This is a genomic window from Phyllobacterium sophorae (genome assembly GCF_003010965.1).
Classification (GTDB): domain Bacteria; phylum Pseudomonadota; class Alphaproteobacteria; order Rhizobiales; family Rhizobiaceae; genus Phyllobacterium; species Phyllobacterium sophorae.
This window is the reverse complement of record NZ_PGGM01000002.1, coordinates 438,700-458,600: the sequence shown is the minus strand read 5'-3', so window position 1 is coordinate 458,600 and position 19,901 is coordinate 438,700. Positions and strand designations below refer to the sequence as shown.

Below are 19,901 nucleotides of genomic sequence, written 5' to 3'. Positions count from 1 at the left end.
CGCGCTAACCGCCTTTTGTCCCGGTATTGAAAGCATCAGCGTTCTCCTGGAGCCTCTCGGCCAGCATCGTATAGGCAACATAGTATTTATAGATGTTGCCGACGTACTGGACCGTCTCCCTACCCGCTATTGAAGCGGCGGAATTCTCGACATTCCCAAACCACACATTCGGATCAAGGCCCATCTCCTTGGCCTTGTGGCGGAACTTGTTCACGTTCCCCGGACCGGCATTGTAAGCCGCAAATGCCAGCAACTGCCGGTCACGTTAATTCAAACCGGGTTCGTTGATATAAGTATCCATCAGTTAGCGCAGATATTTGGACCCGGCCTCGACGTTGCGGTCTTCGTCCTTTTCGATGCCTACCCCCTGTGCATGTTTGTAAACCTCCCGCTCAACGTGCCGGCAGCGCCCATATGTGGATCTGCATCGCGCGCTGATAAGCCAGATCGCTATATCGCTTCTTGATGACGTCCTGACCGGCGGGTGTCCCGAAGCTCGCGGCGATGCCGCCTCTAGTTGGCGGCGTCCGCCACGGGGCGTGGCAAAGGGACGCCCGCCTTGATCAGTCCGGCGGCAAGCTGGTCAATAAGTGCAGGCACATAGTGCCTCGCCGTCATGTCAGCGCGGAAAGACGTCCAGAAATGTTCGCGATAAGAACTCACGCGATGTGCCGCGTCTTTCGCACTCCCGGCTTCCTCCAATTGCCCGGATGCTGCTATCTCAAGAATATTCGCCACATAATTGTCAGAACGTCCCATTTGCTGGACCCGAAGGAGGGCTTCGGCAAATTCTCCGCGCCGGTAGGCATCAAGAGCCAAAGTTAGGCCCGTGTCGGTATTGGGGACGTTTTCGATCATGCCAGCCTTAATGGCCAAACCGGCGCCCTCCGCCCATCTGCCATGGGCAAAAAGCAAAGAACCCAATCGGGCTGGTATGACGCTGTTGTTCGGATTGAGCGACATGGCCCGATACCCGGACGCGAAGGCCGCTTCCATTTGTCCAGTTCGAAACAGGGCCAGCATCTGAGCATAGCTGGCACGATCCGACGTCGGCGCGAGAGTGACAGATCGATTTGCAAGTGCGAGTGCGCGCGCGGTCAATTCGGCCGACACTTCCGGCGCCTCCAACTCCAGGAGTACGATTGCCAGCTCAGCGTTGACGTCAGGATCATTGGGTGCCGCCAGGAGCGTGGCATCGAGGCAAGTCTTGGCTTCCCACAATTCATCGGGGTTGAACTGCTCAACTGCCACAGCAGAACGAAGAATACAGCCATTACCAAAGGTTGGCGCAGTCAGCTCACGTGCCAGTTCAATGCTGTTGATCGCGCCGCGGGTGCCGGCGAACCGGGTCGCAAGGTTCGTGACGAGTTCGCGCCGGACATCGGTCTCTGATTTCTTGTCCACCAAGACCCGTTCGACTCCCGAGTGCAGTGCTTCCCCGGTTACAGGATTGACGATCTGCCACCAGACCGCGCGATCTGCATCTGCTGGGTGGTATTTGAGGATAACGTGATAAGGACTTGTCGTTCGTTGCGCAGAGTTGAACGACAGCGGCCCGGGGGCGGCCTGTGCGGCACCGGCAGCGACAACATCGGGCGTTTGACCAGCGGCAAGCTTGAGTGTCTGGAATTGCGACAAAGCTATCATCAGATAGTCACGGATAAGTCCGGCCTCGATATCTGTCTGGTTACCTGCCAGCTTCATCTCGACTGCGACACTAGGCTTGTCCGAGAATACAGGTGATTTGGCAGAAACCAGCCAAATTGTGACAAAGGCTGCCGCGACAGCGATAACCGAAACGATAAAACTGCGCTTCGAGGCCGTGTTCCACCACCCGGAGTATAATCCCTCAAATCTGGGTTCGTCGGCAGCGTCGACATCATCGAGGTTGTCCCCCTGCGGCGGTGCTTTTGTGAAGACCGGGATATACCTTCCGCGCGGCAATTCTATGCGAACGCTGCCTTCTTCGGCACGGGATTCATAATACTGAGCAAGGGATGCCCTGAGCCTTGTCGCCTCTATACGGACAATCGGATCAGTCGTGGGGTCAAAACTGGAGGGACGGCCGAAAACGTCAACCGCAATCGTGTACGCCTTTACCGCACCGCCACGCCCTTCAAACATTTCTTTGGCGACAAACCTCAGAAAATTCCTATTGCGCTCCGTCGAATGGAATTGTGAGTCGGCAAGGAGCCTGTCCAGCTCCATCTGAGCCTCCAGCTCGGTAACCCCTTCCGTTTCCGGTAGGTCGACATTCGCGTCAACTTCCATGGCAGAACCCCGCAATTTTCATCTCAGGATACAATCGAACGGAACGTTCCGCGACGCCATAGGGTGAACACCCTAGGTTGTAGCGGAATTGTACTGATACGTTTAATTTACGTCTCGCAAGTTCAGATCATCTTAGCGCGCATGCAAATGTCGATGACCTCTCCCTCGAGATCTGAACACAGCGTTTCGTATTCGGCAATAAGTTTCAGATCGTCGGAGCCATTTCGCCGCAAACGATCGAGTGTGGAGCTTGCTTCGTCAAATGCATCACACAAGCTCAGCAGGGTGGGATTTCGGGCGCTGAGCATCTGCAACCGTCCACGCATTGCGGGCAGTTTGAGCATCAACTTCCAGAGTCCCCGTTGCTCTGACGCCGTCGACATCGCCTTAATTTTGAACCTGCTCCTGGTTATTCGGTTCCGATTGTGAACATACGCACAAGGTACACAAATCGATGACAGCGGATTTGTGCACCCACCAACATGCAATAATGTCCAATAGGGTGTTGCTTGGGAGTACGTTACGGTAAACGCCATGTCGTATCTTGGTTCGACAGGGCGGATACGGGAATTATATTGAAGTATTTTCGTTAGATGTCCGCTCGCATGAGCCTATTGCCTGCCTGATCCAGGTGACGGATTTTGTCCAATTCGCGTTACTGTTACGTACTCGCTTTAAATCGCAACGCGCGACGTGCCGGTCCAATGTCAGCGGTGGCAGAGTGATTGCGCTCGACTATTTCGTCGTGATCTGACCAAACGATACAGCATTGATCCTGCCGTCTTCCAGTCTGTAGACAAGCGCCTGCAACGTCGTAAACCCATTATTATCCGGTCCAGCTTCATTCGAATACCGAATGATCCCGTCTTTCACCGATGTGCCAAAAGCGCTCTGTAAATCTTGTTCACGGTCTTTCAAGCCGGGTACCGGGAGCATCCATACGGTGAGTGTCTCAGGACCCTGCGAACAACCCGACCGCGCCGTATCGCTTTCCTCCGCCGCCACCATCGTCAGGAGACGCTTCGAACCGCTGCCTTCTCCATTGGAAATGAACCAAAGGTTCGAGGCGTGACCGTCGAGCGCCACCTGAAAACACAACCAGCTCGCCGCCCCCGTTCCTGCACCGCGTGTTCGGATTTCGCCTCCGAACTGTTTCTGGATCTCATCCAGAGCGGTCCGACCGAATCCGATGTCGAGTGTATCGGCCTTCACCCGGTTATCGAAAGGCCTTGGAATGGGATGGGAGGTCGCTTTGGCAGCTCCACCGGATAGGACAAGCGAGGGAAAGCCGGACAGCTTTACATCGTCGGCCCGGGCCTGCTGGAACAAGAGCAAACTTGCAATGAATGTAATGACAGAGATGATCGGGAAACGTGTCGCACTCATCCAGGGCTCCTGTTGATTAGTTTGAGGATTCCGATCTTTGATCAATCCTGGAGGAGAACGAAGTACTTAACTGTTACGGCAGCAGTTTTATCCGAACTCGCGTCACGCACGATGTGCATCGATTCGGAACCGCCTGCCCCGTCCAGTTTCACATCCTCACCCCTTGAACAGCCGTTTGTAACCGTAACGTACTTCAGTTGGCGCCCCTTCTTATTGATGCTGGACCAGACGAATTCGGAGGCGACACAGGATGACAGCTATAATCCGGCGGGAGACCCTCAAGGAGCCGTCCGTTTCCGAGGACGGGCTCGTCTGGATACCCGGGAAAACCTTCACGATGGGTTCGGACAAGCACTACACCGAGGAAGCGCCTGCCCATCCGGTCGAAGTCGATGGTTTCTGGATTGACGAAACCCCCGTCACCAACCGTCAGTTCATCGAATTCGTCAAAGCTACAGGATATGTCACGCTCGCAGAAAAAACGCCCGATCCGACGGACTATCCCGGCGCATTGCCTCATATGCTCAAGGCCGGATCGCTGATGTTCGATCCGCCAATCCGTCCTGTCACAAGCCCCGACATCACCCAGTGGTGGACATTCAAATTCGGTGCCGATTGGAGACACCCATATGGACGCCGAAGCGACATAAGGGGCAAGTTCGAGCATCCCGTTGTCCATGTCGCCTTTTGCGACGCCAAGGCTTATGCTGACTGGGCGGGCAAGGATTTGCCAACGGAGGCCGAGTGGGAACTCGCCGCACGCGGCGGGCTGGTCGACGCCGAGTTTGCTTGGGGTGACGAGATGACGCCCGGAGGGCGGCTAATGGCCAACACCTGGCAAGGCATTTTCCCCCATCACAACCTTCGCTCCCAAGGCGATGACCGAACATCGCCCGTCCGCAGTTTCCCACCAAACGGATATGGCGTTTACGACATGATCGGAAATGTATGGGAGTGGACGGGCGATTTCTGGTCGACCCGCCACCCCGAACCCGCGGCAAAAGCTTGCTGCATTCCCGTCAATCCCAGGGGTGGAGCGATGGACTCCAGCTACGATCCAGCCCAACCGGAGATTCGCATTCCACGGCGTGTACTCAAGGGCGGGTCGCATCTTTGTGCGCCGAACTACTGCCGGCGCTATCGTCCCGCCGCCCGCCATGCAGAACCGGAAGATACGTCCACAAGCCACGTCGGTTTCCGCTGCGTCAAGCGGCCGTAGCCCAACCAAGCGATCGTCTTCCATGAGCAGTATTGCAAGTCGGTGACCGCCAGGGCGGCGCGAAGTTCGTTCGGCGCGAGAACCGCATCGCCGTCTTCGGAAATGATGGTACACGTTCGAAAATTGAGTTATCCGGCGTGGTTCTCAGCCACGAACCTTTACCGATATCGTCGTCCCTTTTCTGCCCGTGGATATATCGAGCAATCCATCGAGCGGACGCAAGCGTGCCTCCATGCCGGAAAGACCGACGCCTATGTATTTGCGGTTGCGGCGTTCAATACCAACGCCGTCGTCTTTCACCGTGAGCGAAAGCATGGAGCTGGAGTCGCTTCCCTGCCGAACAAGCCTGATCGTCGCGGTGCGAGCCCGGGAATGCCGGTAGATATTGGTCAGCGCTTCCTGCACGATACGGAAAATAGCCAGCTCCACGCCAGGCGGCGGTCTCTTCGTCCCGATTTCGGGCGAAACCCGCAATTCAATTTCCAGCCCACTGCGCTCCTCAAAGCCAACGACGAGAAGTTCCAAGGCATTGGGTAGCCCGGACTCGTCAAGCATCGGCGGATGCAGCAGGTATGAAAGTGTTCGCAGTTCCTCATTGCTTTGAGATATGAGTTCCGCCGTGCGCGCCAACGCCTTGGACGTTTCGTCATCGATATTGCGCATGCGGGATTTCACATTTGCCAGTTCCATGGCTGCGCCGATGAGGTGTTGTCCGGTGGAATCGTGCAGGTCCCGTGCGATCGAGCGCCGTTCATCATCTTGCGATACCAGAACACGCTCACTCACTTCCCGGAGAGACTCGTTCGAATACACCAGCGCAATCGATCGGCGGCGTGCGAGCCATGCCGTCGCCATGAAGGCCGCGAGGGCTGTTGCCAGAACAGCTCCGTAAACCCGAATCGACTGCCGCCACCCGGAAAGCAGCTTGCCCTCGTCTATGCCATAACTCACATAAAACGGAAACTCCTCGACCTTCCGGTAGGCCACCAGGCGGTCGTCTCCTTCTGTCGATGAAATATTCTGAATGACGCCCGCATCGGGATGTTCGGACACCGCATCGGGGAACCAGGGGGGCACTGCGGTGCTTCCTTCCAGGAAAGGAACATTTACGATCACTTTTCCATTGTCGCGCAGGAGTTGAGCAACGTCCGATGGCGAGGCCGCTCCCTTGAACAGTCTGGAGAAATATTCGATCGGCATTGTTATCAGTATCAAACCTTCAAACTTCCCGTCGGGTCCACGCAATGACTTGCTCATCGTCAAGGACGGCTTGCCGTAAACGCGGCCAATCAATGGCTCGCCGATGAAAGTCGCATCCGAGGGATTGTCACGATGGAACCGGTAGTAATCCCGATCGGTGACGCTGAACGATTTTGCCGGAAAACCCTCGCTATAGGACACCAGGGAGCCGTCCTGGTTGACGAGAGCGATGACACCCGAATGCTTCAGATATTGCTTCTGTGTCGCCAATAGCTTCGATACCCGTTCCGAGGCAATAATTTCAGGCCAGGGCATCGGATCGATCTCGGACGCAATGTTCTGCAAGACCATGTCATTCGCCTCGAGTAACTTGCTGACATAGGCCTCCAGTAGCGCCGTCTTCTGCCTCAGCTGGATCTTGGACTGCGAAATCATGCGGTCCCTGCTCTCAAAGACACCAACAACGAACACCATGACGATGGCAGCGACGGCGAGAAGCAGAAAAAGCCCGTAGGGCAGTAAGGACGAAGCGCGCGCGTTCATCACAGTGTTGCCGGACAGGCTCTTTCCGTCGGGGAAGATCAGGCCGAAGCGGCGCAAAAGTGCCGGAACGAGCACCCAGTTCCAGCGATCACCGTATCTGCGCAGAATATTCAATGGCCGCCCCCGACGCAGCAAGCGAACACTCCGGTGTTCAAGTTCTTGCACTTCTCTTCCAATATTCCCCAGAGGAGGAACTGAACATAGTATAACAGTGTTACATATTTTCCCTATCCGCGCATCGGGCTCTTCCTGGCCGGGTTGGCGCGACTGTCATGCCCCCTGGGGGACGTCGCCAGACGGCCGGGACATGCGACACGACCGGACCTGTCGATCCGGGTCTATTGCACGGGGCGGATTTTGGTTGTTTATCCATTGGAATGAAATAGGCTGGTAACCCTAATCAACAAGGAAGCTCATTGCAGACACCACCGACACGCGCCCTACCCGTTACGATATTCCGGAATTATTCGGGGGCAGAGTTGTGGGCGGATGGCGCGGTTCATATTGTCGGCGTCATTCTCGCCGTTATCGCATCGACGACCCTGCTGACGATCGTACTCAATCAACCAGCCGGAGGCACATCGGCGGCAACCGCGATCTATCTTGCAACGCTCGTTCTCTCGATGGCGCTCTCTGCGGCCTACAATATATGGCCGATTTCCCCGGTGAAACGCTTGTTGCGGCGTTTCGACCATTCAGCGATCTATCTGCTTATTGCTGGGACATACACGCCGTTCATGGCCAAGAGCGGTACCTGGTGGCTCCTCTCGGGTGTATGGGTGATTGCGGTGGCCGGGATCATGTTGAAAATTCTGAAGCCAGACCGATTCGACAGGCTGTCGATCGGACTTTATCTCGCGCTGGGCTGGAGCGGTGTTGCTGCCTATCATGAACTGGCGGGGGCCCTTTCAGCTTCGGTACTCTGGCTGATACTCGCCGGCGGCATGGTCTATTCGTTGGGCGTCATCTTCCACGTGCTTGAACGCCTGCCGTTTCACAATGCGATCTGGCACGCTTTCGTCCTCATCGCGGCCGGCATACACTTCGCCGCCGTTTATTCCCTGGTTGTCTAATTGAAGCGGCTATAGACCTTCGACAGACCTTCACTGTGTATTGACTGTAGGCGTTACGCCAGAATTATCCGGCGCACTGAAAGGCATCGTAAATACCTGACCGCCAATGCCTTCCGCCAGTCCTGAGGAAAAAGTCAGCGGCGTACAGGCGCTCAGTGCGTTGATGGCAGACTCAATAAATTGCTGGCGCGCTTTGTCGTCGCCTTCGACATTGATGTTGGTGGGCCGAGGCTTACCAAACAGACTACCATCACGCTTGAAACTGAAACTGAGCGTCACGGTGCCCTTCAAGCCTGATGGCGCGGTCCAGCAGGTATTGATCGCACGTCCAACATCAGCCATGGTTTTGAGTGGTTCGGCGAAAGAAGGGGTCATCAGCGAACTCAACATGAAAATCGTCACGGTGGGTATGACACTTTTCTTCATCTCGATTCTCCTGCCTGTCAATGCTCCCAACAAGGAATTGGCCACAGCATTGAGCGCCACCAGCGTCGCCGATGCAAACGATTCAGCCAAACGCGGTAAACGGGCACATGCCTGGGGCGGGCCGCGCGATCACGCGGCTCGCCATTTCATTCGACATTACAGACCGTTGGCTTTCAAAATCGCCGGGGCGTTTTCCTTTGTAATCGCTTCCGTTTCAAGGACGATCTTCTTCTCGACTTTTTCTCCAGCCAGCACTTTCAGCGCTTGGCGCAGCCCTTCGGCCCCGGGCGTCGGGTAGAGGAATGTCGCTGCGAGCTCACCTTTGTTCACCCATTGCACACCTTCATTCGGAAGACCGTCCACCCCGATGAAAAGTATATTCTTTTCCCGGCCCGCATCCTTCGCCGCAAGATATGCGCCATAGGCCATCGGGTCATTGTGGCCGTAGACCATCGTTATGTCCTCATGGTTGCGCAAGGCGGTTGCCATGATGTTATAGGCCTGATCCTGCTTCCAGTCGCCCGATTGCTTGTCGAGCAAATACTTGATGCCTGGCTCTGCATCGGTATATTTGTGAAAGCCATTGCTCCGGTCATGACTGGCCTGCGTTCCAAGGCCGCCCCATATCTCGACGACCGTGCCCTTGGCTTTGCCCTTGCCGCCGAGGAGATCGACGGCATATTTGCCGGCTGCCTCCCCGATGACGACATTGTCTCCACCAATCCACTGCGTGAACTTGTCGGTATCGACGTTGCGATCGAGAACAATGACCGGAATCCCGGCATCCATGGCTTTCTCGACAACGCCGGTGAGACCAGCCGATTCCTTGGGTGAAATCAGGATGGCATCCACTTCTTGCCGAATGAAATTCTCAACGTCAGCCACCTGTTTTTCCGTCTTGTCCTGGCCATCCGCGACCAGCAATTCGACATTGGCGTGTTTCTTGGCCTCGGCCTCCAGATCCTTGTTGAATTGGACACGCCAGGGCTCCACGGTTGTCGTCTGGCTGAAGCCGATCACATATTTGTCCTTGGCGTCTGCGGTGGGGACGTTGAATGCGAATGGGGCAATTAGCGCGGTTGCCATGGCCCATTTGGCAAGTTGTCTGCGAGTAATGCTCATTGTCTCTCTCCCTTGTGTTTTCTTTGTTATGCGACTCACTCACCGTGCCGCTGTCGATCGACTTGCTGGTTTTGCACGGATCTATCGGGCTGATTGCGTACCCTGAGTTGGGACAGGAAGAACAACCATCCGCTTGAACGCCGTTCCTGGAGCAATACGGCCACGATGATGATGACGCCCTTCAAGACGAGCTGGGTGTTACTGTCGATGTTGTTGAGCTGGAGAATGTTGCTGAGAAAGCCGAATATCAGAACACCGACCAGCGTTCCGATCATCGATCCTCGTCCGCCCATGAGGCTGGTGCCGCCGATAACAACGGCTGCAATGGCATCCAGCTCGAGTCCCATGCCCGCATCGGGCTTCCCTTGACGATACTGTGCGACATAGAGAATACCGGCAAGTGCTGCGAGGTAGCCCGAAATGGCGTAGACGGTGATTTTAACCCGCCACACTGGGACACCTGCCAGGCGAGCGGCTTCCTCGTTGCCGCCGATAGCGTAAACGTAGCGCCCAAACTTTGTAAACTTCAGGACGACCCAAAACAGGACAATAATGCCGGCAAAGATAACACCTGGAACGGGCACGATTCCGAATATCAGCGAGCGTAAAGCTTCGAAATCCTCTGTAGCGTTGCTGCCCGTGTAGACGGGCCAGACCGCCGTATTCTGGCCCGCAGTAAGCCGTGCTATTCCCAAACCCGCAACCATCATCGCGAGCGTTACAATGAATGGCTGCAGGCGTCCTCCGACAATGATCAGTCCATTCACGGTGCCAAGCATGAACCCGACGGCGGGCACCACGAGAAGTACCAGCAGCACACCGGCTTTCGCGTCGGAACTCGACGCTATCCAAAGAGCAATGGCGAAAGCCGCTACGAGTGCAAGGGTCGCGGCGACCTTTGATTTGGCCGGCGGGTTGTCATGGGTGGAATTCGAAAAGCGGCTTTGCAGCTTGAGTCCGAACGCAGCCACGCCAAACAGAAGCAGGAAGGCCAGAAGGAAAACGGCGGGAACGCCAAGTAAATAGGCAGCAGACCACCCCTCATTGGTCAGGAGCATCGCGCAAACCACTGATCCCAAGGCAAGGACGGATCCAACCGACAGATCAATCCCGGCGATCAGGATAACCAGCGTCATCCCGACAGCGGTGATGCCGGTGACCGAAATCTGACGGAAAACGTCCGACAGATTTCCAAACGAAAGAAAGATGTTATTGCCTTTTGATGAGACGGGTGAAGAAAGCACGCCCACAAGGAACAGCAGGGCGAGGCCCCAATAGAGCTTAGTCGCCTTCAAGACGTATTTCAGCCGTTCCATGCCGCTCGATGATCGCATGATTTTCTCGCCCGTACCGGTCATGCAGCTTCTCCCGCAAGCGCATTGCCCAACGGCGTCGCCAGCTCCATCACCCGCTCCTCGGAAAACTCACGACTCTCGACGATGCCAGTCGCCCTGCCCTCGCACATCACAAGAATACGGTTCGAAAGCGCGAGAAGTTCCGGCAATTCCGAACTTACCATGACGATTGCGACGCCGGAATCCGCGAGCTTCTTGAGAAGGTCATAGATTTCGTCCTTGGCGCCAACGTCGATGCCCCGTGTCGGTTCATCAAGCAGCACAACGCTCGGTCTGGTTTCCAGCCACTTGCCGAGAACAATCTTCTGCTGGTTTCCGCCACTCAGCTCATCGATCCTCTGATCGGGTCCCTGGCAACGAACCCGCATCGCCTTTATCATCCGGTTGGCAACGGCGTTCTCCCGAAATCTGGTTATCCAGCCGAGTGGTGCAATCCATGGAAGGGAAGGCAAGACGGCATTCGAACGAATATCGGAATGCATCAACAGCCCCGTTCCTTTGCGGTCCTCGGTCAGGAATGCAATGCCTTTGGAGACAGATCCGCGCGGTGTAAGAGATTGGGCATGGACGCTGACCCCTCTATGCCGGATGGAGCCCGAGCGTTTGCCGATCGCCGCTCCAAAAATGAGCTCCAGCACTTCAGTCCGGCCAGAGCCAAGCAGACCGCCTACGCCTAGGATTTCGCCAGCATGGAGATCGAAGCTCACATCGTTGACAACGCTGTGGATTCGTCCGCGAGAGTTGGGCCTTTGCAGGCCGAGATTGCGTACGGACAAGACGACCGGATTGTCGGAAACTGACGATTTGGCTTCCTGCTTTTTGAGTTCGCGCCCCACCATCATGCGAATAACATCACGCTCGCTGATTTCACCGGAATGCCGCGTCGCAATGAAATTGCCATCACGCAATACCGTGATCTTGTCGGCGAGAGCGAAGACCTCGCTCATGCGATGTGAAATATAGACGATCGCAACGCCTTTACGGGCGAGCGCGCGTACAAAGCTTGCAAGCCTCTGTGCTTCAGCTTCCGACAAGGCGGAGGTCGGCTCATCAAGGACGAGCACATCCGCATTCAAGGAAAGAGCGCGCGCAACTTCGACCAACTGCTGCTCGCCCACACGAAGATTCTCAACATCTGCGCGCGGATCGATATCAATTCCGAACTTCGCGAGAATGTCGGCACTCCGCGCTTCGATCTCTGCATAGTCGATGAACAAACCGGCCTTAAGCGGCTCCCGTCCGAGAAAGATATTTTCCGAAACACTCAGGCTTGGAATAAGGTTGAGTTCTTGATGGATGATCGCAATACCATTGCGTTCCGCCTCTTTCGGGGTCGCAAAATCGACCTCACGGCCGCGAACCGTCATTTGCCCGCTGGTACGGCGATGAACGCCGCTCAAGACTTTCACGAGTGTCGATTTTCCTGCGCCGTTCTCACCCATGACCGCATGGATTTCACCCGCATGGATATCAAGATCGATGCTTCTCAGCGCTACCACGTGAGCAAAGGATTTGCTGATCCCACGCAACGATACGATTGGGAATTGGCTGTCCAAAATGCTCCTCCCAAAACATTCTTTCCAGTTAGCGTGTAACATGTTAGATGTTATTGAGGCAGAGTCAATCGGTTGAGTGGCGATCGATTTTCGGCAGTGGAAACGGTATTCTTGGGGGTGACTGGATCTTGCAGCTTCGTTCTTCGAGCAGGAACTATAGGGAGCAAAAAGTCGTCTCGGTCACGCGCAAGGACCAAGTCTATACGATACTGCGACAGGCGATCATTTCATCGCAGCTCTCCCCCGGAGAGGCCATCCGCAAGGAACTCGTGGCCTCACAGCTCGGTGTCTCAAGAACGCCCGTGAGCGACGCGATCAACCGCCTGGCCGATGAGGGTCTGGTCGAAATTTATCCGCAAACGGGAACCTTTGTAGCAAGACTTTGGCTGGATAAGATCGAAACCGCGCAATTTGTGCGCATGGCCCTGGAAACAGCAGCGATCCGCCGAACCGCCGAGCGCAGCACACCAGAACTCCTGGCCCGCCTGCGACAAAATCTGGAGCGCCAAAGGAAAGCCGCGGACAGGCTTGATTTTGAGCAGTTCTACGAACTTGACGAAGCAATGCATGACATGATCTGCGATGCCGCAGGATTGGCAGGTCTACGTGAGATCGCTTCGAAGGAGCGGAGCCAGATCGATCGCGTCAGACGGCTCCTGCTCCACTATGAGACGCGCATGATCGAGACCCTGATCGAGCATGAGGCAATCATTACTGCTATTGCAGAGAAGGACGCAAATCGGGCCGCCAAGGCAATGGAGACCCACATCTCTCAAATGGGCAAACTGCTTCTGCATCTGCGCGAAAAGCGTCCGGAACTTTTCGGGAGTTAAGAAACGACTAGCCGTGAAGATCGCGAGCAATCGCGGGGCCCACACTCAGGTTTTGAAACACGGCCTCGAAACCGCCCCGTTCTGGCGAGCAGGCCATGACGCCCACTAGAGCGTCGGCGCTCGAAAACGGCGCCAGACGGGCGAGCTGCCACGGCGCCCCGTTAACTGAAAATTGCACGCGAACCGCATTGTCATGTCGCGTCAAACGCACCGCGACTTCGTCGTCCTTGCCCGAACCGCGCAGGGGGATGACTGACCAGTCCGAGGTGCCGTTTGTGACGACCACGCTGAAATGCATCAGTCCGTCCGTGTATTCAATGCCGGTCTTGATCCAGTTGCGTTGATCAATTCGCAACATGAGTCCAGCTTGGTCGTAGAGTTGCTGATAGTCACCCCGGACAGTTGCGCTGGCGGTAAAATCACCGCTGACTGGCGTCAGATAAGCGTGACCGTTGTCACGCTGAAATCCGTAGAACGTTTCCTGCCAGAAATCGGTCTTTTCGTCTGTCGTAAGCCTGAGCTCCAGCGTGTCGCCGCTGAATGTAACAGGTTCGTTCAACCAGCTGAAGTTCTTGCCCATTTCCCCATCCTCTTCGGTTTGCAACAGTTGCCCACTCGACGACATCTTCATCGACATTGCGGTTCCTCACAATCGAACGCCGCCCCTTGGCCAAGGTCAGCCTTTCGGTCGTCCCACTTTCGATAGCAGGACAACAGGCAGGATTCCGATAACGACGATCGCGAGGGCGGCGATCGCGGCTTCTTCGTAGGTGCCCCTCGCCGCCTCCCCATAGAGTTGAGTTGCAAATGTCTCGAAATTGAGCGGACGCAGAAGGAGGGTCGCGGGCAGTTCCTTGACGCAATCGACGAATACGAGCAGCCCCGCCGCCGTCAGGGCTGCTTTCGAAAGCGGCAAATGAACATACCTGAAAGTGCCTTCGGTTGTTTGGCCGAGTGTCCGTGCAGCATGGTCGAACGATTGCGGAATGCGCGCCAATCCTGCTTCAGTCCCACCCGCGGAAATCGCCAGAAACCTTGCGACATAAGCATAAATGAGTGCAGCGCCAGACCCCATGAAAACAAGGCCTGCAGATATGCCGAACCAGGCAATGGTGGTTTTGTCGATGAAACGATCAAGACTGCCGACAACGACCAGAACCCCGATGGCGATCACGGTTCCGGGAGCAGCATAGCCCATCGTTGAAAGCCTGTAGAACCAGGTCGCGGATGGTCCTGGCCGCAGTCGCACCGCGTAGGCGACGACAAGACCCAATATGACTACGATAACCGTCGCAGTGGCCGCGAAAACAATCGTGTTTGCCGCATCGTCCAGGAATCGAGATGACAGGCCCGCAAACCGGAAGCGTTTCCAAGCATGAGTTACAAGGTAGCTGGCAGGGGCAACAAATCCGATGAGTACCGGAAGGGAGCCGAGACCAAATAGCAGCAGGCCTTTTATCGCCGTCACTTTGTGCGGTTCAAAATAGCGGCTGCGTTGCGCACTGATCGAATAGCGCTGTTCTCGCCGGGCCCACCGCTCGAGCGCGATGAGCGCCACCACCACGCACAGCAGCGAGAGCGCAATCTGCGCGGCACCGGGCAGATCCGACCGCGTAACCCATGTCGTATAAATTGAAACTGTCAGGGTGCGAACACCGAGGAACTCGGAGGCTCCGATATCATTCAGCGCTTCCATGAGAGCGAGACTGATTCCTACGGCAATCGCCGGGCGTGCAAGCGGCAGAGCCACGTGCCAGAAGACACTCCGCCTTGACACACCGAGGGTTCGTGATGCCTCGATCAAATTGGCTGTTTGCGTCAAGAACATCGCACGTGTTGGAATATAAACGTAAGGGTACAGCACAAACCCAAGCAAGATGATGCAGCCGGTTATAGAGCGGATATCCGGAAGCCGGAACTCGCGCGGATTTGTATAGCCGAGGAGCCAGCGAATCGTCCCTTGTAGAGAGCCTATCGGGTGCAAGATATCGAGGTAGGCATAAGCGATGATGTAGGTCGGCACCGCCAGTGGAAGCAGCAGCGCCCATTCCAGAATACCACGCCCGGGAAAGTCATAGGCAGTGACCAACCAAGCGGTAGTCGTACCGAGAATGGCGGCCAGCAGACCAACGCCGCAAAGGAGTATCACGGTGTCAGTCAGAGCCGCCGGAAGGACGTTTGTGAGAAGATGAGACCATAATCCGGCAGAGCCCTGCATCGCCTGATACACGAGGGCCAGGACCGGCAGCATGACCAGAATGGCAACCATCCCAGCTGACAAAAGCCAAGCCGTTCCGGCGCGACGGTACGGCCGGCTCTTGGTTGGGACAGGCGTCAAGTTTGCTTCCATTTGCGGACGTAAGAGAAAAGGGCACCCGCGGTCGAGCGCCCTCCGGTCATCAATTGTCGAAGCCGACCTTGTCGACCAATTCGCTCGCCTGTTTGCGATGCTTGACTACCTCAGTCAATGGCGTTGGATCGATCTCGAGTTTGCCGAGTGAGGCAATGATCGGATCTGTCGCTGCTCCGGCCTTTACCGGGTATTCGAAGTTCGCCTCAGCATAGATCTTCTGGGCTTCATCGGAAACGAGATATTCCAGCAGCTTGATGGCTTCTTCTTTGTTAGGCGCATGCTTGGCAACTGCAGCGCCGCTGATATTGACCTGCGTGCCTCCATCTTTGAACGTCGGCAGAATGACCTTGATGGCGTTGCCCCAGGCAACCTGTTCCTCACCGCCCTTGCCCGAACGCATCAAGCCAACATAGTAAGAGTTGGCAATTGCGATATCACAAATACCGCCTAGAATATCCTTGGCGCCGTCGCGATCGCCTCCAGCGGCTTTGCGTGCGAGATTTGCCTTTACGCCTGCCAGCCACTTTTCCGTTTCTTCAGCACCATGATGGGCGATGTAGTCAGCAAAAAGCGCAGTGTTGTAGGGGTGCTGGCCCGAACGTATGCAAATTTTCCCCTTCCACTTCGGATCAGCGAGGTCTTCATAGTTGAAGGATGCGAGGTCAAGGTCCTTCGCCGCATAGAGCACCCGTGCGCGTGTCGACAGCGCGAACCAGTTGCCTTGCGGATCACGCAGTTGCGCAGGTATCGATTCGGTCAGCACAGCGGAAGTGACTGGCTGGGTGACACCTTTTTCTACAAGGTCAACGAGATTGCCGGCGTCTACGGCCATAAGTATATCAGCCGGTGAGCTTTCGCCTTCCGATGCGACGCGCTCCGCAAGACCGTCCTTCAGGAAAACGGTATTGACCGCGATACCTGTGGAGCTCTTGAACGAGTCGAGCAGCGGCTGGATCAATCCAGGCTCCCGTGTCGTATAGATATTGACTTCAGCGGCGAATGCCGTGCCTCCGGCTAAAACAGCCGATCCTGCAAGCAGTATGGATTTAACGATGGAAAGTTTGTTCATTCGACCCCCCTTACCTTTGAAATGAGCACGGCAGTGCTGGAACATAATAGAGTAAAATAGTCAAGTTTTCACCGGTTCAACCAATCATAAAGATTTGATCACCAACAGGTCGACAGGTTTAAATTCAGTGTGCGCTGAATGCCAAAAGGCTTTCGGCCCGAATTGTTAGCCAGATGGTATTGGTAGTGGCCGGAAGCCGCATCATCGTGCGTACCAACAGTGGCTCGGACAAGCCTTCGACCTGAACGGTCAATTGTTCCACCTCCCCGAGAAAAAGGCGGCCCGTAATACGCCCCGGGATATGTCCTTTGTCTTGGCCAACCGAAATCGCTTGTGGACGTATATATGCGATGGCCGCGCTCCCCTCGGCCAGTGTAGCTTCACATGAAAATTCCCCTATCGCCGTCTCGATACGCCCATTCCGGTATGTGCCGGGAACCTTGTTGAAGGCGCAAAAGAAGTCGGCTGCGTAGCGACAATTCGGGCGATCGTGGAGGTCATAGCCGGTTCCTGTCTGCACGATCTGGCCTTTTCTCATCAGAACGATCCGGTCGCCTGCTGAAAGCGCTTCTTCAGGATCATGCGTAACCATGATGACCGTCGTTCCAAGTGCTCGCAGCAGGGTCAGGGTTTCATCGCGCACCTTTTCCCTGAGGCCCCGGTCCAGGCTCGAAAACGGTTCGTCCATGAGCAGGATGCTGGGGCTGGGAGCCAACGCACGCGCGAGTGCAACGCGCTGCTGCTCACCGCCAGAGAGCATATGCGGGTAGCGTTTCATCAGCGGATACAAGCCAACGCGATCAATCATTTCCGCCGCGCGTTCGCGGGCTTCCTTTTTTGGCAGCCCCTTGAGCCCGAAGAGAACATTCTGTTCAGCGGTCAGATGCGGAAACAGTGCATAATCCTGAAACACGAAGCCAATGTTGCGGGCTTCAGGTTCAACAAATCGACTGGGTCCTGCGATTTCCTCATCCTTTAACAGCAGCACGCCACTGTCAGGCGTATCGACACCGGCAATGATTCTCAGGAGGGAAGACTTTCCGCAACCCGACTGCCCCACCAGACAGATTATTTCACCCGGAACGATCGCAAGGGACACATCGCGCAGCGCCTCGGTAATGCCAAAGCGCCTGCAGATGTTGTTAAGTTCCAGCACTGCATTTGCTGGTTTTGAAGCAACCGTTCCGTCCATTTTCAATCGTTACCAGATTCGAACTTTTCTGTTTTCATTTCTTGATCGCGCAAATCAGGTTTGAAGTCAAAAAAAGCGTGCAAGAGGATTTGGTATCCGAAGCACCTGTATAGTCGCGGTGACAGGATACGAAGCATGCTCGACACTCATTTATGATAAGATTTGTCAACTTACACAAGAATTAAGTCAGTGATACTCAAGGAAGTGAAGGCTGGTGCGCAGCCGGCGCGTCAACCGTTCATCTCGCTGTCAAGCTCGTGAGCCACCATGATGCCACGGTGCGATTCGCATCGGTTTCATCCTTCCGCCCATGAACGCGCCAACTGTGACGGATTTCTTATGCCCCAGCCCACCAAACCATCCCTCGCCCGATACGCAGCAGGTAACAACTCCAGCGCTCCTCGCCACTTGGGAACGCGCTATGACAGGAACGGCAATTTTCTGCAGGAGCCCGGCAACACGGTTGTCTGCCATCTGATCAATGGGTCCGCATCCGAACGGGCAGTCCTTGAAGTGCGCGACCGCATTATGTCGATGCCTGACGCCAACAAACTGACTTTTACACCTGTATCCAGCCTCCACATGACGCTGTTTCAAGGCATCATCGAATATCGGCGCGCCCTGCCCTACTGGCCCGATAATGTACCCCTCGACACCGGCATCGATGAGATGACGGATCTCTATCTGAAACGCCTGCAGGGATTTGAAGGCGCCGGGTCATTCCGCATCAAGGTGATTGATGTCACGCCAGCAGGACTTACGGTCAAGGGAGCCGCCCCGGAAGACGAACGAACCATCAGGGCCTGGCGTGAGGCGCTATCAATGCAATTTGGCTACAGACACCCAGACCACGACGCATATGTTTTTCACATTACCTTCGCCTACCTCATCGATTGGCTGTCGGATGACCGCTTACCTGCATGGCAGGATCTGTTCGATGATTGCCTGGAATTGCTCGATCGCGAAGCTCCCGTCATTGAAATTCATCCGCCGGCCTTTTGCAGGTTCAATGACATGAATCACTTCGAAGAGTTGTTGATACTGGGCAATAAGCGCCTGGAAACCTCTGAAATGAGCATTGCAAAGTAGGGCAAAAGTATCGTGCAAATTCACGGCACGATCATCTCCGGAAAGCGAAGAATTGAAAGGGGAAAGGCGCGGCATGTGTGTGTTCAGCAGCTCGAGCGAGGGCTAGGATATGCAGCGTGCGTTTCCAGCCGGGCAAAGCCTGTGATAGACGAGGGTTAAATGCAATAAGTCCTGGAAAGAACCATGCGCCGCTTTCTGCCTGACACTTTCACCATCATGCTGATCGCCACGGTGATCCTCGCCTCGTTCTTTTCAGTCAGCGGCGTTGCAGCGGATTATTTCGGTTTGGCGACAAAGGTTGCCATCGGCTTGTTGTTTTTCCTGCACGGCGCGCGCTTGTCGCGTGACGTAGTCATTAAAGGTTTCCTCCATTGGAAACTCCACCTGACCATCCTTGCTGCCACCTTCATACTTTTTCCGGTGATCGGCCTTTGCGCGGGGGTTCTGGTACCGGGCATCCTGCCGCCGGCGCTCTACGCTGGCGTTCTTTTTCTTTGTGTATTGCCGTCAACGGTTCAATCTTCAATCGCCTTCACGTCTATCGCCGGCGGCAATGTACCAGCAGCAATCTGCTCCGCATCGGCGTCTAATATCTTTGGCATGTTCCTGACGCCATTGCTCGCCGGTATACTGCTTTCAGCGGGCGGTCATGCAGGATTCTCCCTTGATGCGTTGAAGTCGATCCTCCTTCAGCTGTTGGCCCCGTTCGTTCTGGGTCAGATCCTGCAACCATGGATCGGCGAATTCATTCGAGCCAAGCGCAAGTTGCTCATGCCCGTGGATCGAGGATCGATCCTTATGGTCGTTTACCTTGCTTTCAGCGAATCTGTGACCGAGGGCCTTTGGCGCACGATCTCAATCCGCGATCTCGGTGTGGTGATTGTCGTCGATGTAATAATCCTCGCCGTCGTCCTGGCCATTACGATGTTTGGCAGTCGTTGGGCGGGATTCTCAAAGGAAGACGAGATAGCCATCACCTTTTGCGGCTCCAAAAAGAGCCTTGCCAGCGGCATTCCAATAGCCACGGTTATCTTTGCCGGGCAGAGCATAGGCAGCATCGTGCTACCGCTCATGCTGTTTCATCAGATCCAGCTCATGGTCTGCGCCGTCATCGCGCAGAAGTATGCCGATGCTGCAAAGAAGCTCCAAATAGAAAACGCGCAGCCTGCCACCTAGATTTCCAGGAAAAGGGTGAAGCGGTTTTCCGTCCGGAA

The 19,901-nt window shown here is 55.5% G+C and carries 18 protein-coding genes; 5 read left to right on the top strand and 13 right to left on the bottom strand.

What is annotated here, in order from left to right; genetic code table 11:
- Positions 1-4: 4 nt before the first annotated feature.
- From CU103_RS31945 to CU103_RS06135, 4 genes are all read right to left on the bottom strand, one after another.
- On the bottom strand, positions 5-214 hold the full coding sequence (locus CU103_RS31945) for a lysozyme family protein (RefSeq protein WP_245448632.1): 210 nt from the start codon (positions 212-214) through the stop codon (positions 5-7).
- A gap of 299 nt (positions 215-513) precedes the next feature.
- Positions 514-2,271: a tetratricopeptide repeat protein gene (locus CU103_RS06145; protein WP_106663031.1), complete on the bottom strand. Its 1,758-nt coding sequence runs from the start codon at positions 2,269-2,271 to the stop codon at positions 514-516.
- 122 nt (positions 2,272-2,393) lie between these two features.
- Complete coding sequence (locus CU103_RS06140; protein ID WP_245448631.1) at positions 2,394-2,615, bottom strand: hypothetical protein; 222 nt, start codon at positions 2,613-2,615, stop codon at positions 2,394-2,396.
- Between the two features lie 391 nt (positions 2,616-3,006).
- The gene (locus CU103_RS06135; RefSeq protein ID WP_106663029.1) at positions 3,007-3,657 is read right to left on the bottom strand and encodes a hypothetical protein; all 651 of its coding nucleotides are present in this window, start codon (positions 3,655-3,657) and stop codon (positions 3,007-3,009) included.
- Positions 3,658-3,907: 250 nt separating this feature from the next.
- Between CU103_RS06135 and CU103_RS06130 the strand changes: the two genes are divergently transcribed.
- On the top strand, positions 3,908-4,876 hold the full coding sequence (locus CU103_RS06130) for a formylglycine-generating enzyme family protein (protein ID WP_106663028.1): 969 nt from the start codon (positions 3,908-3,910) through the stop codon (positions 4,874-4,876).
- 144 nt (positions 4,877-5,020) lie between these two features.
- Here the strand turns inward: CU103_RS06130 and CU103_RS06125 are convergent, their stop codons facing one another.
- The gene (locus tag CU103_RS06125) at positions 5,021-6,733 is read right to left on the bottom strand and encodes a cache domain-containing sensor histidine kinase (protein ID WP_106663027.1); all 1,713 of its coding nucleotides are present in this window, start codon (positions 6,731-6,733) and stop codon (positions 5,021-5,023) included.
- A 302-nt stretch (positions 6,734-7,035) separates the two neighbouring features.
- On the opposite strand from CU103_RS06125, the gene trhA reads away from it, so the two are divergent.
- Entirely contained in the window at positions 7,036-7,692 is a 657-nt protein-coding gene (gene trhA, locus CU103_RS06120) for a PAQR family membrane homeostasis protein TrhA (protein ID WP_245448630.1), read from the top strand.
- A gap of 30 nt (positions 7,693-7,722) precedes the next feature.
- On the opposite strand, the gene CU103_RS06115 is transcribed toward trhA, so the two are convergent.
- The 4 genes from CU103_RS06115 to CU103_RS06100 all read right to left on the bottom strand — a co-directional run bounded on the left by CU103_RS06115 (position 7,723) and on the right by CU103_RS06100 (position 12,193).
- Positions 7,723-8,118: a hypothetical protein gene (locus tag CU103_RS06115; protein ID WP_106663026.1), complete on the bottom strand. Its 396-nt coding sequence runs from the start codon at positions 8,116-8,118 to the stop codon at positions 7,723-7,725.
- A gap of 156 nt (positions 8,119-8,274) precedes the next feature.
- Positions 8,275-9,204, bottom strand: a complete 930-nt coding sequence (locus tag CU103_RS06110; RefSeq protein WP_245448656.1) for a substrate-binding domain-containing protein — start codon at positions 9,202-9,204, stop codon at positions 8,275-8,277.
- Positions 9,205-9,275: 71 nt separating this feature from the next.
- Positions 9,276-10,556, bottom strand: coding sequence for an ABC transporter permease (locus CU103_RS06105; RefSeq protein WP_106663329.1), 1,281 nt, complete (start codon positions 10,554-10,556; stop codon positions 9,276-9,278).
- Positions 10,557-10,594: 38 nt separating this feature from the next.
- A complete protein-coding gene (locus tag CU103_RS06100) occupies positions 10,595-12,193 on the bottom strand; it encodes a sugar ABC transporter ATP-binding protein (RefSeq protein ID WP_170116989.1) in 1,599 nt (532 codons plus the stop codon).
- An 86-nt stretch (positions 12,194-12,279) separates the two neighbouring features.
- On the opposite strand from CU103_RS06100, the gene CU103_RS06095 reads away from it, so the two are divergent.
- The gene (locus CU103_RS06095) at positions 12,280-12,984 is read left to right on the top strand and encodes a GntR family transcriptional regulator (protein WP_162707077.1); all 705 of its coding nucleotides are present in this window, start codon (positions 12,280-12,282) and stop codon (positions 12,982-12,984) included.
- Between the two features lie 7 nt (positions 12,985-12,991).
- Here CU103_RS06095 and CU103_RS06090 read toward each other — a convergent pair whose 3' ends face one another.
- The 4 genes from CU103_RS06090 to CU103_RS06075 all read right to left on the bottom strand — a co-directional run bounded on the left by CU103_RS06090 (position 12,992) and on the right by CU103_RS06075 (position 17,598).
- The gene (locus CU103_RS06090; protein ID WP_106663328.1) at positions 12,992-13,564 is read right to left on the bottom strand and encodes a DUF1349 domain-containing protein; all 573 of its coding nucleotides are present in this window, start codon (positions 13,562-13,564) and stop codon (positions 12,992-12,994) included.
- Positions 13,565-13,660: 96 nt separating this feature from the next.
- The gene (locus CU103_RS06085) at positions 13,661-15,235 is read right to left on the bottom strand and encodes an ABC transporter permease (RefSeq protein WP_106663327.1); all 1,575 of its coding nucleotides are present in this window, start codon (positions 15,233-15,235) and stop codon (positions 13,661-13,663) included.
- 148 nt (positions 15,236-15,383) lie between these two features.
- Positions 15,384-16,406, bottom strand: a complete 1,023-nt coding sequence (locus tag CU103_RS06080; protein ID WP_106663022.1) for a Fe(3+) ABC transporter substrate-binding protein — start codon at positions 16,404-16,406, stop codon at positions 15,384-15,386.
- 124 nt (positions 16,407-16,530) lie between these two features.
- Positions 16,531-17,598, bottom strand: a complete 1,068-nt coding sequence (locus CU103_RS06075; protein ID WP_106663021.1) for an ABC transporter ATP-binding protein — start codon at positions 17,596-17,598, stop codon at positions 16,531-16,533.
- 339 nt (positions 17,599-17,937) lie between these two features.
- Here CU103_RS06075 and CU103_RS06070 point away from each other — a divergent pair, with 339 nt between their 5' ends.
- Positions 17,938-18,687: a DUF1868 domain-containing protein gene (locus tag CU103_RS06070; protein WP_106663326.1), complete on the top strand. Its 750-nt coding sequence runs from the start codon at positions 17,938-17,940 to the stop codon at positions 18,685-18,687.
- Between the two features lie 183 nt (positions 18,688-18,870).
- Positions 18,871-19,863 carry a bile acid:sodium symporter family protein gene (locus CU103_RS06065; protein WP_106663020.1) on the top strand — a complete coding sequence of 331 codons (993 nt, stop codon included), beginning with the start codon at positions 18,871-18,873 and terminating at the stop codon, positions 19,861-19,863.
- Positions 19,864-19,901 lie beyond the last annotated feature (38 nt).

What these genes read in the sequence shown, in the direction of transcription:
- CU103_RS06110 (WP_245448656.1), bottom strand. Translation starts at nt 9,204, where the DNA reads ATGGCAACCGCGCTAATTGCCCCATTCGCATTCAACGTCCCCACCGCA.
- CU103_RS06140 (WP_245448631.1), bottom strand. Translation starts at nt 2,615, where the DNA reads ATGCTCAAACTGCCCGCAATGCGTGGACGGTTGCAGATGCTCAGCGCC.
- CU103_RS06130 (WP_106663028.1), top strand. Translation starts at nt 3,908, where the DNA reads ATGACAGCTATAATCCGGCGGGAGACCCTCAAGGAGCCGTCCGTTTCC.
- CU103_RS06080 (WP_106663022.1), bottom strand. Translation starts at nt 16,406, where the DNA reads ATGAACAAACTTTCCATCGTTAAATCCATACTGCTTGCAGGATCGGCT.
- CU103_RS06145 (WP_106663031.1), bottom strand. Translation starts at nt 2,271, where the DNA reads ATGGAAGTTGACGCGAATGTCGACCTACCGGAAACGGAAGGGGTTACC.
- CU103_RS06070 (WP_106663326.1), top strand. Translation starts at nt 17,938, where the DNA reads ATGCCCCAGCCCACCAAACCATCCCTCGCCCGATACGCAGCAGGTAAC.
- CU103_RS06085 (WP_106663327.1), bottom strand. Translation starts at nt 15,235, where the DNA reads ATGCTGCCGGTCCTGGCCCTCGTGTATCAGGCGATGCAGGGCTCTGCC.
- CU103_RS06135 (WP_106663029.1), bottom strand. Translation starts at nt 3,657, where the DNA reads ATGAGTGCGACACGTTTCCCGATCATCTCTGTCATTACATTCATTGCA.
- CU103_RS06115 (WP_106663026.1), bottom strand. Translation starts at nt 8,118, where the DNA reads ATGAAGAAAAGTGTCATACCCACCGTGACGATTTTCATGTTGAGTTCG.
- CU103_RS06075 (WP_106663021.1), bottom strand. Translation starts at nt 17,598, where the DNA reads ATGGACGGAACGGTTGCTTCAAAACCAGCAAATGCAGTGCTGGAACTT.
- CU103_RS06100 (WP_170116989.1), bottom strand. Translation starts at nt 12,193, where the DNA reads ATGTTACACGCTAACTGGAAAGAATGTTTTGGGAGGAGCATTTTGGAC.
- CU103_RS06090 (WP_106663328.1), bottom strand. Translation starts at nt 13,564, where the DNA reads ATGGGCAAGAACTTCAGCTGGTTGAACGAACCTGTTACATTCAGCGGC.
- CU103_RS06065 (WP_106663020.1), top strand. Translation starts at nt 18,871, where the DNA reads ATGCGCCGCTTTCTGCCTGACACTTTCACCATCATGCTGATCGCCACG.
- CU103_RS06105 (WP_106663329.1), bottom strand. Translation starts at nt 10,556, where the DNA reads ATGGAACGGCTGAAATACGTCTTGAAGGCGACTAAGCTCTATTGGGGC.